Source organism: Ruegeria aquimaris, from assembly GCF_025751555.1.
GTDB lineage: Bacteria > Pseudomonadota > Alphaproteobacteria > Rhodobacterales > Rhodobacteraceae > Ruegeria_B > Ruegeria_B aquimaris.
Genome location: NZ_JAOWLB010000009.1, coordinates 1 through 13412 on the forward strand (window position 1 = coordinate 1; position 13412 = coordinate 13412).

At 64.1% G+C, this 13412-nt stretch carries 17 protein-coding genes; 7 read left to right on the forward strand and 10 right to left on the reverse strand.

Features of this window, described 5'->3' with window-relative positions; genetic code table 11:
- Positions 1–183 precede the first annotated feature (183 nt).
- Both OE747_RS13270 and OE747_RS13275 read right to left on the reverse strand, forming a co-directional pair.
- Positions 184–783: a hypothetical protein gene (locus OE747_RS13270; RefSeq protein ID WP_263829072.1), complete on the reverse strand. Its 600-nt coding sequence runs from the start codon at positions 781–783 to the stop codon at positions 184–186.
- A 100-nt stretch (positions 784–883) separates the two neighbouring features.
- Positions 884–3232, reverse strand: a complete 2349-nt coding sequence (locus tag OE747_RS13275; protein WP_263829073.1) for a DNA topoisomerase IV subunit A — start codon at positions 3230–3232, stop codon at positions 884–886.
- A gap of 215 nt (positions 3233–3447) precedes the next feature.
- Between OE747_RS13275 and OE747_RS13280 the strand changes: the two genes are divergently transcribed.
- From OE747_RS13280 to OE747_RS13295, 4 genes are all read left to right on the forward strand, one after another.
- The gene (locus OE747_RS13280) at positions 3448–4092 is read left to right on the forward strand and encodes an SH3 domain-containing protein (RefSeq protein ID WP_263829074.1); all 645 of its coding nucleotides are present in this window, start codon (positions 3448–3450) and stop codon (positions 4090–4092) included.
- Positions 4093–4167: 75 nt separating this feature from the next.
- Positions 4168–4995, forward strand: a complete 828-nt coding sequence (locus OE747_RS13285; RefSeq protein WP_263829075.1) for an SDR family NAD(P)-dependent oxidoreductase — start codon at positions 4168–4170, stop codon at positions 4993–4995.
- Positions 4996–5073: 78 nt separating this feature from the next.
- Positions 5074–5274, forward strand: coding sequence for a twin transmembrane helix small protein (locus OE747_RS13290; RefSeq protein WP_263388624.1), 201 nt, complete (start codon positions 5074–5076; stop codon positions 5272–5274).
- A gap of 3 nt (positions 5275–5277) precedes the next feature.
- Positions 5278–5850 carry a cob(I)yrinic acid a,c-diamide adenosyltransferase gene (locus tag OE747_RS13295; RefSeq protein WP_263829076.1) on the forward strand — a complete coding sequence of 191 codons (573 nt, stop codon included), beginning with the start codon at positions 5278–5280 and terminating at the stop codon, positions 5848–5850.
- Between the two features lie 347 nt (positions 5851–6197).
- On the opposite strand, the gene OE747_RS24580 is transcribed toward OE747_RS13295, so the two are convergent.
- Both OE747_RS24580 and OE747_RS24585 read right to left on the reverse strand, forming a co-directional pair.
- On the reverse strand, positions 6198–6359 hold the full coding sequence (locus OE747_RS24580; protein WP_318527313.1) for a VOC family protein: 162 nt from the start codon (positions 6357–6359) through the stop codon (positions 6198–6200).
- Positions 6360–6383: 24 nt separating this feature from the next.
- Complete coding sequence (locus OE747_RS24585; protein ID WP_318527314.1) at positions 6384–6563, reverse strand: hypothetical protein; 180 nt, start codon at positions 6561–6563, stop codon at positions 6384–6386.
- Between the two features lie 198 nt (positions 6564–6761).
- Between OE747_RS24585 and OE747_RS13305 the strand changes: the two genes are divergently transcribed.
- Complete coding sequence (locus OE747_RS13305) at positions 6762–7520, forward strand: electron transfer flavoprotein subunit beta/FixA family protein (protein ID WP_263829077.1); 759 nt, start codon at positions 6762–6764, stop codon at positions 7518–7520.
- Positions 7520–8449, forward strand: a complete 930-nt coding sequence (locus tag OE747_RS13310; RefSeq protein ID WP_263829078.1) for an electron transfer flavoprotein subunit alpha/FixB family protein — start codon at positions 7520–7522, stop codon at positions 8447–8449. Before OE747_RS13305 ends, OE747_RS13310 begins: the two co-directional genes overlap by 1 nt.
- A gap of 64 nt (positions 8450–8513) precedes the next feature.
- Here OE747_RS13310 and OE747_RS13315 read toward each other — a convergent pair whose 3' ends face one another.
- Positions 8514–9344 (reverse strand): DUF6473 family protein, encoded by an 831-nt coding sequence (locus tag OE747_RS13315; RefSeq protein WP_263829079.1) that lies wholly within the window; start codon positions 9342–9344, stop codon positions 8514–8516.
- A gap of 165 nt (positions 9345–9509) precedes the next feature.
- Here OE747_RS13315 and OE747_RS13320 point away from each other — a divergent pair, with 165 nt between their 5' ends.
- The gene (locus OE747_RS13320) at positions 9510–10385 is read left to right on the forward strand and encodes a 3-hydroxybutyryl-CoA dehydrogenase (protein WP_263829080.1); all 876 of its coding nucleotides are present in this window, start codon (positions 9510–9512) and stop codon (positions 10383–10385) included.
- 69 nt (positions 10386–10454) lie between these two features.
- Here the strand turns inward: OE747_RS13320 and OE747_RS13325 are convergent, their stop codons facing one another.
- Genes OE747_RS13325 through OE747_RS13345 form a run of 5 tightly spaced genes read right to left on the reverse strand, consistent with a single transcriptional unit; the run spans position 10455 to position 13412 of the window.
- Positions 10455–11348 (reverse strand): lysophospholipid acyltransferase family protein, encoded by an 894-nt coding sequence (locus OE747_RS13325; RefSeq protein WP_263829081.1) that lies wholly within the window; start codon positions 11346–11348, stop codon positions 10455–10457.
- Positions 11349–11388: 40 nt separating this feature from the next.
- On the reverse strand, positions 11389–11658 hold the full coding sequence (locus tag OE747_RS13330; protein ID WP_164131213.1) for an HPr family phosphocarrier protein: 270 nt from the start codon (positions 11656–11658) through the stop codon (positions 11389–11391).
- A 16-nt stretch (positions 11659–11674) separates the two neighbouring features.
- Entirely contained in the window at positions 11675–12067 is a 393-nt protein-coding gene (locus OE747_RS13335) for a PTS sugar transporter subunit IIA (RefSeq protein WP_263829082.1), read from the reverse strand.
- Positions 12064–12945, reverse strand: coding sequence for an RNase adapter RapZ (rapZ, locus tag OE747_RS13340; protein WP_263829083.1), 882 nt, complete (start codon positions 12943–12945; stop codon positions 12064–12066). Before rapZ ends, OE747_RS13335 begins: the two co-directional genes overlap by 4 nt.
- On the reverse strand, positions 12942–13412 hold the full coding sequence (locus OE747_RS13345; protein ID WP_263829084.1) for an HPr kinase/phosphorylase: 471 nt from the start codon (positions 13410–13412) through the stop codon (positions 12942–12944). The genes rapZ and OE747_RS13345 overlap by 4 nt, the downstream gene beginning before the upstream one ends.

A 13412-nucleotide genomic window follows, 5' to 3' on the forward strand; every position in this document is an offset into this window, starting at 1 on the left:
TCTTGCCGTGGTCAACGTGCCCAATCGTGCCGATGTTGACGTGCGGTTTCGTACGCGCGAACTTTTCCTTTGCCATTCCTCAGGCGCCCTTTTGCGGTTTGGGGGACCCTTGGTCCCGGGTTGCATCTGCGCGCGCGGGATATTTGGTTCAAAGGAGAAAATCAAGCCAATCGTGACCGATTATCAACCTTCCAGCGGTTTCAGCAGCCCGGCCGCCGCGTCAGAGGCGGGCGCGGCCTCTGGCCGCTTGTTGAACCAGCCCTTTTCCTTTTGCATCTCGACCAGCCAGTCCTCGATCTCGCCGACCGCGTTGCGCGACAGTCCCAGCAACTGTTCCTCGCGGGTGCGGGCATTGCCCGATCCGATCAGCCAGGATTCGCCGGTGGTGGCCTCGAACACGGTGAATTGTTCGACCTCGGGGTTCAGCTTGCTCTGGGTGGCGTCGTCCCACACGGTGACGTTGATGATCAGCGCCGATTTCGGGCTGTAGACCACCGGCACGCCCGGGGGCGCCAGCATGTAGCCCTCGACGCTGATGCCGAGATGGTAGAATTGCGAGCCCTGGTATTGCGGGAACCGTTCGCCAACGGCGGTCTTCAGCGCGGCCTCCCATTCCTCGGCGGTGGCATCGCGCGAGATCGGGCCCTTTTGCGCCTTGCCGGCAAAGACCACATAATGGCCCAGCTTGAATTCGCCGAGATCCTCGAGCGGCTCTTCGGGGGTCGCGGCGGTGCAGGCGGCCAGCAGGGCCATCCCGGTCAACAGGGCAAGAATACGGATCATGAGCAGGTCTCGACAGGCCTCGGGTTTGAGGGGATGTAACGCAGCGATGCCCCTGATGCCAAGCGGCATCGCCCGGATTTCACCAATCGCGCCCTTTTGATCACGTGAATCTATAGGTGCGGGGGAAGCCGTATGGCGGTTTCTTGCCGACGCTGGCGCGTTTCGACAGCCATTGGCCCAGATCGGTCTCGTGACGGGTCTTGTCGCCGCCCATCGACCATTTCAGCCCCTCGTCCCAGTTGAACGTGGTCACGTCCGACAGGCCGCCGTCGAGTTCGAGCGTGCCCTGGCGACCGCGCGCCATGTTGTACTTTTGCAGGCGGACACCCTTGCCGCGGCCCATCTCGGGCAGTTCGGCGATGGGGAAGACCAGGAACTTGCCGTTCTGCGACACCACGGCCACATGGTCGCCCTGGACCGGGTGGCAGATCAGCGCGCGCTCGTCGGCGCCGACATTGAGCACCTGCTTGCCGGTGCGGGTCTGGGCCAGCACGTCCTCTTCGGGCACGAGGAAGCCATTACCGGCGTTCGAGGCGACGATCAGCTTGCGGCCCGGACGGTGGATCAGGATATCGACGATCTCGGCCTCGTTGGGCAGATCGACCATCAGGCGCAGGGGTTCGCCCATGCCACGCCCGCCGGGCAGGTTCGAGGCGCCGACGGTGTAGAACCGCCCGTTCGAGGCAAAGACCAGGAGCTTGTCGGTGGTTTCGGCGTGGAAGATGAAGCGCGGGCCGTCGCCATCCTTGAACTTCAACTCGCGGGTCAGGTCGATATGGCCGGTCATGGCGCGGATCCAGCCCATCTGCGAACAGACCACGGTGATCGGCTCGCGTTCGATCATCGCCTCCAGCGGCACTTCTTCGACTTCGCCCGCCTCGGCAAAGCGGGTGCGGCGGGCGCCGCCGGGAAAGTCCTTGCCGAAGGTCTTTCTCGTCTCTTTCAACTGCTCCGAGATGCGCGCCCATTGCAGGGCGGGATCGGCCAGCAGGTCCTCGATCTCGGCGCGCTCGGCCATCAGGGCGTCGCGCTCGCGGATCAGTTCAATCTCTTCCAGTCGGCGCAGGCTGCGCAGGCGCATGTTGAGGATCGCCTCGGCCTGCACCTCGCTCAGCTCGCCCTCGCCCGGCGCGGGCGAGACATAATCACCCTCGTTCAGCGCACGGGGGTGGTCGATGCCCCATTCCTCGCGCATCAACGCGGCCTTGGGATCCTCGTCGTAGCGGATGATGTCGATCACCCGGTCGAGATTGAGGAAGGCGATGATGAAGCCTTCGAGCACTTCGAGCCGGTGGTCGATCTTGCCCAGCCGGTGGCGCGAGCGACGCAGGAGCACCTCTTGCCGGTGATCCAGAAAGGCGCGCAGCACCTCCTTCATCGAGCAGACCTTGGGCGTGACCCCGTCGATCAGCACGTTCATGTTCAGACTGAACCGCACCTCGAGATCCGAGTTGCGGTAGAGCATCCCCATCAGCACCTCGGGATCCACGTTCTTGGTGCGCGGCTCCAGCACGACGCGGATGTCGTCGGCGCTCTCGTCGCGGACATCGGCGAGGATCGGCACTTTCTTGGTCTGGATGACCTCGGCCAGTTTCTCGATCAGCTTCGATTTCTGGACCTGATAAGGGATTTCGGTGACCACGATCTGCCACTGGCCGCGGCCCAGATCCTCGACCTCGTATTTGCAGCGCAGGCGGAAGGAACCGCGCCCGGTGCGATAGGCCTGGGCGATGCTTTCGGCCGGTTCGACGATGATGCCGCCGGTGGGGAAATCGGGGCCGGGCACATAGTTCAACAGCGTGTCGTCACGCGCATCGGGCGTCTTGATCAGATGCAGGCAGGCGTCGCACAGCTCGGCGATGTTATGGGGCGGAATGTTGGTGGCCATCCCCACGGCGATGCCGCTGCTGCCATTGGCCAAGAGGTTCGGAAACTGCGCGGGCAACACCACCGGTTCGGAAAGGGTGCCATCATAGTTGTCACGGAAATCGACCGCATCCTCGTTCAGACCATCCAGCAGCGCTTCGGCCACGATGGTCATCCGCGCTTCGGTGTATCGGCTGGCGGCCGGGTTGTCGCCGTCTATATTGCCGAAATTGCCCTGCCCGTCGACCAGCGGGTAGCGGACGTTGAAATCCTGCGCCAGACGCGCCATCGCATCATAGATCGCGGCATCCCCATGCGGGTGATAGTTACCCATCACGTCGCCCGAGATCTTGGCCGACTTGCGGAACCCGCCCCCGGAACTGAGTCGCAATTCGCGCATGGCATAGAGAATCCGGCGGTGTACCGGCTTCAGCCCGTCGCGCGCATCGGGCAGTGCCCGGTGCATGATCGTGCTCAGCGCATAGGTCAGATACCGCTCGCCAATGGCGCGGCGCAGCGGTTCGGCCACCTCGTGCCCACCGCCGTCTTCCTTCATGTTGGGGTCGTCGATCGTTTCGCTCATAGATGATGTGATACGCGCTCTGTCGTTTCTGGTAAAGCAACAGGCGCGGAATTTGCTGGGGACAAGTCGGGGTTTCTGGACAGTCGCGGGGAAAACCCAAAGGTTTTATCCCTTTTTAGACTCATCCTGACGGCTATGCTAAGATTCACCCGGTCAGTCTGCGGCCGGTTTTTGTCATCGGATTTTGTTCGCTGGAGTTCCGGGAGGCGCGTGCAATGCGCTTTGTCATCATTTCATTTCTGTTTCTCGGCTGGGCTTTCTGGGAGCTCAGCGGGGGCGAGGATTTCGAGCCGCGCGGTATCCGCGCACCCAAGGTGGAACAGGCTGCCGCTGTTCCGGAAAAACCCGCCGCGCCGCTGGTCAGGACCGAAGCCGCGACATTGGTGGCCAAGGTCAAGCTGACGCCTCGCAAGCCGGAACCGGCGGTGCAGGAAGAGACAGCCGCGATGAGCGAGCTGACCTCGGAGGAGCGGCTGGCGGTGCTGGCCCGTTCGCGCGCGAGCCTGGGCAAGGGGTTGTCCCTGTTCGAAGTCGATCCGGGCAAGACGATCACGCTGGCCTCGCTGGAACAGGGCGCGCTGTCGTTCCGCGTGGAACCGACCGAGCCCGGCCCCGAACAGGACGAGGCCCAGCCGGATGTGATCGCAGCCCCTGCCCCGGACCTGCGCGAGGTGGCGGCGGCGCGGGTGAACATGCGTGACGGTCCCGGCACCATTTATCCGGTTGTCGCCCGGCTGACCATCGGCCACAAGGTCGAGGTGCTGGACGACACCGGCACCGGCTGGTTGCGGCTGCGTGTGTTGCCGGAACAACAGATCGGCTGGATCGCCGCATCACTTGTCAGCAAAAAGTCGAATTGAGGCACCGGAAGCATTGCCGTGAGCCAGCCCAGCGCCTAGCACTGGGCAAAACTTGGGGCGGTGCGGTCATTCACAATGTCAAAATCCATTCTTATTACCGGCTGTTCGTCGGGCATCGGTCTGGCGGCCGCGCATGGTTTGCGGGCGCAGGGCTGGCGGGTCTTTGCCTCTTGTCGGCAGCAGCGCGACTGTGACCGGCTACGGGCGCAGGGGTTCGAAAGCCCACGGATCGACTATGCCGATGCCGACAGCATCTCTGCCGGGCTGAGCGAGGTTCTGGCCGCAACCGGCGGCACGCTGGACGCGCTGTTCAACAACGGGGCGTTTGGCATGCCCGGCGCGGTCGAGGACGTGCCGACCGAAGGACTGCGGCATATCTTCGAGGCAAACTTCTTTGGCTGGCACGAGTTGACGCGCCTGGTGATCCCGGTGATGCGGGCACAGGGGCATGGGCGGATCGTGCAATGCTCGTCGGTTCTGGGGCTGGTGGCCTATCCCTGGCGCGGCGCCTATACGGCGACCAAATTCGCGCTGGAAGGGTTGAGCGACACGCTGCGGCTGGAACTGAAGGGCACCGGCATTCACGTAGTGCTGATCGAGCCGGGGCCGATCACCTCGAAACTGCGGGAAAAGGCGATACCCCATTTCGAGCGGTTCATCGACTGGCAGAACTCGGCTCTGCGGGACAAGTACGAGGGCGGGTTGCTGAAACGGCTGTATGAGGATCGCGGGCCGGACCGGTTCGAACTGCCGCCCTCGGCGGTGACGGCCAAACTGATCCGGGCGCTGGAGGCGCGGCGGCCGGCGGCGCGCTATTATGTCACCACGCCGACCTATATCGCCGGAATCCTGCGCCGAATCCTGCCCACGCGGCTGAGCGATCTGGTGCTGGGGCGCGTCTGAGCCGAAAAAGCGGTTCGCTTTTGCGCCGCGCCCGGCTAGATCACCGGCAACGATGAAACTGAAAAGGCGAGGCGCCAGATGGACCTGTTGATGATCGTGCTGCTGATGGCAATGGCTTCGGTCGTTGTTGTTCTGATGATCGGGCTGGGCGGATTTGCCAAAGGCGGCGCGTTCAACGCCAAGTACGGCAACAAGATGATGCAGCTGCGCCTGTTGATGCAGTTCATCGCGGTCGTTCTGATTGTGCTCTATGTCTATCTGCGCGGCACGGGGAACTGATCCATGGTGGTCCTGAACAAGATCTACACCCGCACTGGCGACAAGGGGCAGACCGCCCTGGGCAATGGCGATCGGGTCGCCAAATACTCGGACCGGGTGACCGCCTATGGCACGGTAGACGAGCTGAACAGCTTTGTGGGCGTGGCGCGGCTGGCGGCCGAGGGAGAGATGGACAAGGCGCTGTCGCATATCCAGAACGATCTCTTCGACCTGGGCGCGGACCTGTGCCGCCCGGATATGGAGAAGGATGCGCAGGCGGAGTACCCGCCGCTGCGCATGGCCGCCAGCCAGGTGGCCCGGCTGGAAGCGGAGATCGACGCAATGAACGCCGCTCTCGACCCGCTGCGCAGTTTCATCCTGCCGGGTGGGGCGGCGCTGGCCGCGCATCTGCATGTCTGTCGCACCGTGGCCCGGCGCGCCGAACGGCTGGCGGTGGAACTGGCGGGAAGCGAGACGGTGAACCCCGAGGCCATCACCTATCTCAACCGCCTGAGCGACTGGTTCTTCGTCGCCGCCCGCACCGCCAACAACGGCGGCAAGGACGATGTCTTGTGGGTTCCCGGAGCGAACCGCTGAGCATAGCGAAGCGGCGGGGCGCCCGGTGGACGGCCCGGCGACGGGAAGGGCGAACCGCTGAGCATAGCGAGGCGGCGGGACGTCCGGTGGACGGCCCGGCGACGGGAAGCGCGAACCGCTGAGCATAGCGAGGCGGCGGGACGTCCGGTGGACGACCCGGCGACGGGAAGGGCGAACCGCTGAGCATAGCGAAGCGGCGGGGCGCCCGGTGGACGGCCCGGCGACGGGAAGGGCGAACCGCCGAGCGGCGCCTTGGCCCCGAAACCTTTTCGTAACCTCGGAGCAGCGAGAAAATTCTTGAGGAAGAATTTTTGCCAAAAAATTCGAACTTTTTGGGTCCGCCCGTGTCAGGCCGGCTGCCAGAGTGCGGTCGGATTGCCCTCGGCATCGGTGAGCCGGGCGAAATGGCCGTTTGGATAAGGTGAACCCGGATCTGGTTGCACCTCGATCCCGGCCGCGCGCAACTGCGCGATCATCGCTTCCAGGTCACCGACCCGGAAGTTCAGCATGAAGCTCTTGTCCGGATCACCAAATTATTCGGTATCCTGGGCAAAGGGGGCGAAAATTGTCGCACCCGGCGCCTGTTCCCAACAGCGCCCTGAGTAACCGCCCGGAGCCGGGTCGATCCCCAGATGCCGCTGGTACCAGTCGGCCAGCGCCTTTGGGTCTTTCGCCCTGAAAAAGAAGCCCCCGAACCCGTCGACCTTTTCCATCCTCTCCCCCCGGCATTGCCCTGTCGGGAGGGTAACAAAATTTCCCATGCGGCACGAGAATTGGCGAAAACGCGACGTCGATTGCACATGACGTGACGATTTTGCCCTGTCCCGGCGCGCGTCAAGTCGCTATCAAACGCGGCGAGAGCATTGGGAGTCGCATGGCGGCTTGCCGTTTTTGAAGGAGAAAACGCAGAGATGAAGGTCCTGGTACCCGTCAAGCGCGTGATCGACTACAACGTGAAGGTTCGCGTCAAAGCGGACGGATCGGGTGTCGATCTCGCCAATGTGAAGATGTCGATGAACCCGTTCGACGAGATTGCCGTCGAAGAGGCCATCCGCCTGAAGGAAGCAGGCAAGGCCGATGAGATCGTCGTGGTCTCGATCGGCGTCAAGCAGGCGCAGGAAACCCTGCGCACCGCGCTGGCCATGGGCGCCGACCGCGCCATCCTGGTGGTGGCTGCCGATGACGTGCACACCGATATCGAGCCGCTGGCTGTGGCCAAGATCCTGGCCAAGGTGGTCGAGGAAGAGCAGCCGGGCCTCGTTCTGGCTGGTAAACAGGCGATCGACAACGACATGAACGCCACCGGACAGATGCTGTCGGCTCTCTTGGGCTGGTCCCAGGGCACCTTTGCCTCGGAACTGAGCGTCGAGGGCGATCACGCGCTGGTCACCCGCGAGGTGGATGGCGGCCTGCAGACCATCAAGGTCAAGATGCCCGCTATCATCACCGTTGACCTGCGCCTGAACGAGCCGCGCTATGCGTCGCTGCCCAACATCATGAAGGCGAAGAAAAAGCCGCTGGATGAGAAAACCGCCGCCGATTACGGCGTCGATGTCACCCCGCGCCTGGAAATCGTCAAGACCGCAGAGCCGCCGGCGCGCGCCGCGGGCATCATCGTCGGCTCGGTCGACGAGCTGGTTGCGAAACTGAAAGAAGCGGGGGCTGTGTAATGGCTGTTCTTCTCCTTGCCGAAGTGACCGGTGGCGAACTGTCGGTCGACGCAACCGCCAAGGCGGTGAGCGCCGCCAAGGCGCTGGGTGATGTGACCGTTCTGGCCGCAGGCGCATCCGCCGCAGCCGCCGGTGAAGCCGCCGCTAAAATCGACGGCGTGTCGAAGGTGCTGGTCGCCGAGGATGCCTCGCTGGGCCATCGCCTGGCCGAAGCAACCGCCGCGCTGATCGTGAGCCTCGCCGATGGCTACGAGCATATCGCTGCCCCCGCCACCACCGATGCCAAGAACGTGATGCCGCGCGTGGCCGCGCTGCTGGACGCGATGGTGATCTCGGACGTGTCCGGCGTGGTCGACGGTTCGACCTTCGAGCGTCCGATCTATGCCGGCAACGCGGTGCAGACCGTCAAGTCGAAGGATGCCAAGAAGGTCATCACCTTCCGCACCTCGACCTTCGATGCCGCAGGTCAGGGCGGGTCCGCCCCGGTCGAGACCATCTCGGTCGGCGCCAACCCGGGCCTGAGCGAGTGGGTCGAGGATAAGGTTGCCGCCTCTGACCGCCCCGAACTGACCTCGGCCGGGATCGTCGTTTCGGGCGGTCGTGGCGTGGGTTCGGAAGCGGACTTCAAGCTGATCGAAGGCCTGGCAGACAAGCTGGGCGCCGCTGTTGGCGCATCCCGCGCGGCGGTCGATTCGGGCTATGCCCCGAACGACTGGCAGGTGGGCCAGACCGGCAAGGTCGTGGCGCCGCAGCTCTACGTCGCGGTTGGCATCTCGGGTGCGATCCAGCACCTGGCCGGCATGAAGGACTCCAAGATCATCGTCGCCATCAACAAGGACGAAGAAGCGCCGATCTTCCAGGTCGCGGACTTCGGCCTCGTGGCCGACCTGTTCCAGGCGGTACCGGAACTGACCGAAAAGCTCGGTTGAGACCGGGACCAGATTTTTCGGCAAGAACTTGCAAAGGCCCGCCACATGGCGGGCCTTTCGCGTTTCAAGTGTCGAGATCCTGCAAGGCCCGAAACAGCCTGTCCGCGATGAGGCGATGCGTCGCCGGGCCGATCATGTGTTCGGCGGCGGGTTCTTGCAGCATTCCGAAGATCATGTCGTCCAGCTCGTCCGATTGGCCCGCCATCTGCACCCGGACCTCGACGGTGTCCAACGCCGCAGGCGACAGGGCCGCGACCATCTCGGGCGTGACCATCAGCGGTTCGGTGCCCAGCGCCTCGGCCGGATCGTCGGGGCGCATGTGTTTGTAACGCAGCCAGAGCAGGATCACGCGACCACCAAAAGCGTCGATCAGGCTGCGCATTCGCGCCGACCAGGCCTGTTGCAGCTCGGTCCGGACGGTTGCGAAACGGTCCGGCGACACCGTGTGGAGCCGACCCAGCATGTGCTTATTGAAATGAAACTCGGTGAAATCCACCTCGTCATACAGGCGCGCCAGCAGCGGCGAGGCCTGGAGGAACCGGTCGTTGCGGCGCGGATGCACCCGGTAGAGCCGGTTCGACAGGTTGTGCGCGGCAGGCAGTTGCAGGATGCAGGCCTCGGCCCCCGTGGCGATGCGCGACAGCTCGGGGTCGTGCAACAGAGCATCGAGCCCGCTGTTGACACTGCCGAGGTTGACGCAGGCCTCGCCCAGGCGTGCCTCCAACAGCGCCGAATAGGGGGCGGCAACAAAGCGGCCATAGGTTTCGCTGCCACCGATACAGGCCAGATAGGGGGCCGCAAGATCGCGGCACGGGCCGCGAAAGCGCAGCTTGGACACGCCATACCGACAGGTTACGGCATCGGGCGCCCCCGCGCCCGGCAATTCATAACTCATGGCTCCCACCATTCCTAATTTTCACCCGATGGTCACCTTGCCGCCCCAACCGTTGCGATTCGCCTAATGCGCGGATTTGAAGCGAATTGATCGGGTCGCGCCCCCTTGCCGCCGCCCCCGGCCTGCCGATATGGTCGCGGCAACGCAAGCAGGGGCAGAACAGCGATGGACATTCAGAAGGTCGGGGTGATCGGGGCGGGGCAGATGGGCAACGGGATTGCTCATGTGATGGCCCTTGCGGGCTATGACGTGCTGCTCAGTGATGTCAGCCAGCAGGCGCTGGACAATGCTCTGACCATTGTTCGCGGCAACATGGCGCGCCAGGCCAGCCGCGGCAAGATCGGCGAAGACGAGATGGAGGCCGCGCTGGCGCGGATCTCGACCACGCTGACGCTGGCCGATATCGGCAAGACCGATCTGGTGATCGAAGCCGCTACAGAGCGCGAGACCATCAAGCAGGCGATCTTTGAGGATCTGCAACCGCATCTGCTGCCGCATACGATCCTGACGTCGAACACCTCCTCGATCTCGATCACCCGGCTGGCCAGCCGGACCGACCGGCCCGAGCGGTTCATGGGGTTCCATTTCATGAACCCGGTGCCGGTGATGCAGCTGGTGGAGCTGATCCGCGGCATCGCCACCGACGAGGAGACCTTTGCCGCCTGCAAGGCGGTGGTCGACAAGTTGGGCAAGACCGCAGCCAGCGCCGAGGACTTCCCGGCCTTCATCGTCAACCGCATCCTGATGCCGATGATCAACGAGGCGGTCTATACGCTCTATGAAGGGGTAGGCAACGTGCGCTCCATCGACGAGTCGATGAAGCTGGGCGCCAATCACCCGATGGGACCGCTGGAACTGGCCGATTTCATCGGGCTGGATACCTGTCTGGCGATCATGAACGTGCTGCATGACGGGCTGGCCGATACCAAGTACCGCCCCTGCCCCTTGCTGACCAAATATGTTGAGGCGGGCTGGCTGGGCCGCAAGACCCAGCGCGGGTTCTACGACTATCGCGGCGAGGTGCCGGTTCCGACGCGCTGAGGGGGCGCTGCCCCGCCGCCCGTTCCGGGCGGCTCCCCCGGAGTATTTTTAGCGAAATGAAGCCTGGGGTCAGGACTTGTCGCCGAGAGACAGCGTGTGGCGGCGCAGCCATGCCATGAAACCGCGCGGATCGCGGCCCAGCAGCTCCATATCGGCTTCAGAGACCGGTTCGCCGATCACCGGTGCCTGCGGTTTCTTGCAGGAGCGCACGATCTCGTGCAGCAGCAGACCCTGGCGCAGGATCGGCGAAACCTGACAGGCGATCTGATAGGCGCGCGAATTGCGGCCGGGGAAGTAGATCGGCACCACCCGGGCGCCGGAGCGGCGGATCATCTGCGCGGTGAACACGTTCCATTCGCGCTCGATCGGTTTGCCCCACCAGCTGTCCGAGGACATTACCACGCCTGAGGGGAACAGCGCCACCACCCCGCCGGCCTTGAGATGCTCCATCGCCCTGGCGCGCATCTCGACCATCTTGCGCTGCGCCTCGGGGTCGTGCGGGAACGGCACCGGGATCATGAAACTGGTCGCGGCCTCGTCCAGCCCGGTCAACACCGAACGGGTGAGGATGCGGTAATCCTGCCGGACGCGGCCGATGAGCTCGGCCAGGATCATGCCGTCGACCATGCCATGGGGATGGTTGGCCACCACCACCACCGGCCCCTCGCGCGGGATGCGGGCGATCTGCTCGGCGGGGGTCAGCAGGTCGATACCCATGATGCCAAGCGCGCCGCCCCAGAATTTTTGGCCGCGATACTTCTCGTTCTGCTTCTCGAACCGGCTGACCATCCGCAGGATCGTCAGCTTGCCGGTAAACCATTCGATGGCGCGAATTGCGAAGCTGGTCCAGGGATCATCGAAGGAATTGGCATAGGTCAGCGTCCGGCGGTCATAGATCTCGCCCTCCGGTGCGGGTTGGTCCACCGATCCGGTCGACTTGTCGTTATGCGCGGTTTCCGCCAATGCGTGTTTTTCCGTTCTTCGCACCGCTTGCGCGGAGTGGTCAGTGGCCTTCGCCGAACCTGTCGTTGACCAGAGCCTCCAGCGCATCCGCCAGGGCATCGGCATCGGGCCCGTCCGTTTCGACGTCAATAGTGGTTCCGCGCGATGCTGCCAACATCAAAAGGCCCATGATGCTGTCGCCCGAGGCCGAAAGCCCGTCGCGCGAAACCTCGGCGGTGGCGTCAAACCCTTCGACAACCTCGACCAGCTTGGCCGAGGCCCGGGCGTGCAGGCCCTTTTCATTGATGATTTTCAAACTGCGTCGCGCCATGCAAATCCGTCCAGGGTCAATCGAAGGAAACGTTTTGAGTGTTGATGTACTTGCGGCCCGCCTCCATCGCGGCGCGCACCGCATCGCCCACCGGCAGATGGCGGCTCTTGGCCAGCTTGATCAGCATCGGCAGGTTGGCACCATAAAGAATGCGCCGGTTCGCCGGGGCACAGGCCCGGAGGCTGAGATTTGACGGAGAGCCGCCAAAGAGGTCGGTCACCACGACCACACCGCTACCGGTATCGACCGCGTCAGCAGCCGCGATGATTTCCTGCTGCTTGGCCTCCCGATCATGATCGGCCTCGATGGTGATGGCCGCCAGTCCGGGTTGCTGGCCGACCACATGCTGCATCGCGGCCAGATACTCCTTGGCCAGTCCACCATGTGCAACGATCACAATCCCGATCAATCCGGCCTCACATCCATTCTGCGGCGTTCCATCTCGCGGTGCCTAATTGACACTTGCTGGCCCGCCTCTGCAAGGGTCTTTGCGACCGCTTCGGCGAGCGTGACCGAACGGTGTTGCCCGCCGGTACAACCAAACCCGACGCTGAGATGCGCCTTTCCCTCGCTGCGGAACGCCGGCAGCAGGGAAATCAGCATGTCCGTGACCCGGTCAAAGAACGGCCCGTATTGCGGGTCGGCCCCGACAAAAGCGGCGACCGCCGGGTCCCGTCCGTCCGCCGCGCGGAGCGCCGGTTCCCAATGCGGGTTGGCCAGGAAACGGCAATCGAACACCATGTCCAGGCTGCGCGGCAAGCCGCGCTTGTACGAGAAACTTTCGATGGAAACCGCCAGTTGACGCCCCTCGGAGGGGGCGAACCAGCGCTCGACCTCGGCGCGCAACTGGTGGACGTTCATCATCGATGTGTCGATCAGCGTATCCGCGACGCCGCGGATGGGTTGCAGCAGGTCCAGTTCGCGGGCAACGCCCGCCTCGGGGCTTGCGCCCTGCGCCATCGGGTGGCGGCGGCGTGTTTCCGAGAAGCGGCGCAGCAGGACCTCGACACTGCAATCCAGATAGAGCGTGGTGACGTTCAGCCCGTCGATGGCGCCCAGTTTCTTGAGCAGGTCAAGAAACCCGTCGCTGGAGAAGTCGCGATTGCGGACGTCGATGCCCAGCGCGAGCGGGCGATCGAGGGCAGGACCGTCCAGGAGCCGCAGCAAGAGGCCCATGGGCAGGTTGTCGATCGCCTCGAAGCCCAAATCTTCGAGCACATGGATCGCGGTCGAGCGCCCCGCGCCCGAGGGACCGGTCACCAATACGAGCTGCGATACCTGTGTCATCGGTCCGTTCCATCAGGGGCGGCGCGCCCGGCTTTCAGCAGTTGCGCCAGAGATGGAGCCAAATGGGGCAAAGGTGGGCGGAAAAGCAAGGGAACGGAATGTCCCAGGAGGCGGATTTCCCGGTGTGGCGGCAAGCGCTGTGGCTCTTGCCGATCAAGGTCCAGCACCCAGGCCAGCGGGGTGGGAGCCTGGGCCGACACATGCAGCAGGCCCAGGCCGCGCGCCTCGATCAGGCCGCCGATCTCGGGCGCGGCGGTGGCAATGACCGAGGATACCATGCGGCGCAGCGCCACCCTGTCATCGGAGATCAGCCCCGCACCCAGCGCCATGAGATCGAGCGCCAATGCCGACTTGCCGCTGCCCGAGGCCCCGACGATCAGCAGCGCGCGCCCGGAAAGCGCGACACAGGAGGCGTGAACGATGGCTGTTTCGCCGGTGTCAAAGTTGGCCAACGCCGGCGGTGTCAT

Coding starts and splice junctions, on each gene's coding strand:
- OE747_RS13310 (WP_263829078.1), top strand. CDS start 7,520: ATGGCTGTTCTTCTCCTTGCCGAAGTGACCGGTGGCGAACTGTCGGTC.
- OE747_RS13305 (WP_263829077.1), top strand. CDS start 6,762: ATGAAGGTCCTGGTACCCGTCAAGCGCGTGATCGACTACAACGTGAAG.
- OE747_RS13320 (WP_263829080.1), top strand. CDS start 9,510: ATGGACATTCAGAAGGTCGGGGTGATCGGGGCGGGGCAGATGGGCAAC.
- OE747_RS13285 (WP_263829075.1), top strand. CDS start 4,168: ATGTCAAAATCCATTCTTATTACCGGCTGTTCGTCGGGCATCGGTCTG.
- OE747_RS13280 (WP_263829074.1), top strand. CDS start 3,448: ATGCGCTTTGTCATCATTTCATTTCTGTTTCTCGGCTGGGCTTTCTGG.
- OE747_RS13290 (WP_263388624.1), top strand. CDS start 5,074: ATGGACCTGTTGATGATCGTGCTGCTGATGGCAATGGCTTCGGTCGTT.
- OE747_RS13295 (WP_263829076.1), top strand. CDS start 5,278: ATGGTGGTCCTGAACAAGATCTACACCCGCACTGGCGACAAGGGGCAG.
- OE747_RS13275 (WP_263829073.1), bottom strand. CDS start 3,232: ATGAGCGAAACGATCGACGACCCCAACATGAAGGAAGACGGCGGTGGG.
- OE747_RS13315 (WP_263829079.1), bottom strand. CDS start 9,344: ATGAGTTATGAATTGCCGGGCGCGGGGGCGCCCGATGCCGTAACCTGT.
- OE747_RS13270 (WP_263829072.1), bottom strand. CDS start 783: ATGATCCGTATTCTTGCCCTGTTGACCGGGATGGCCCTGCTGGCCGCC.
- OE747_RS24580 (WP_318527313.1), bottom strand. CDS start 6,359: ATGCTGAACTTCCGGGTCGGTGACCTGGAAGCGATGATCGCGCAGTTG.
- OE747_RS13330 (WP_164131213.1), bottom strand. CDS start 11,658: ATGGCGCGACGCAGTTTGAAAATCATCAATGAAAAGGGCCTGCACGCC.
- OE747_RS13345 (WP_263829084.1), bottom strand. CDS start 13,412: ATGACACCGCCGGCGTTGGCCAACTTTGACACCGGCGAAACAGCCATC.
- rapZ (WP_263829083.1), bottom strand. CDS start 12,945: ATGACACAGGTATCGCAGCTCGTATTGGTGACCGGTCCCTCGGGCGCG.
- OE747_RS24585 (WP_318527314.1), bottom strand. CDS start 6,563: ATGGAAAAGGTCGACGGGTTCGGGGGCTTCTTTTTCAGGGCGAAAGAC.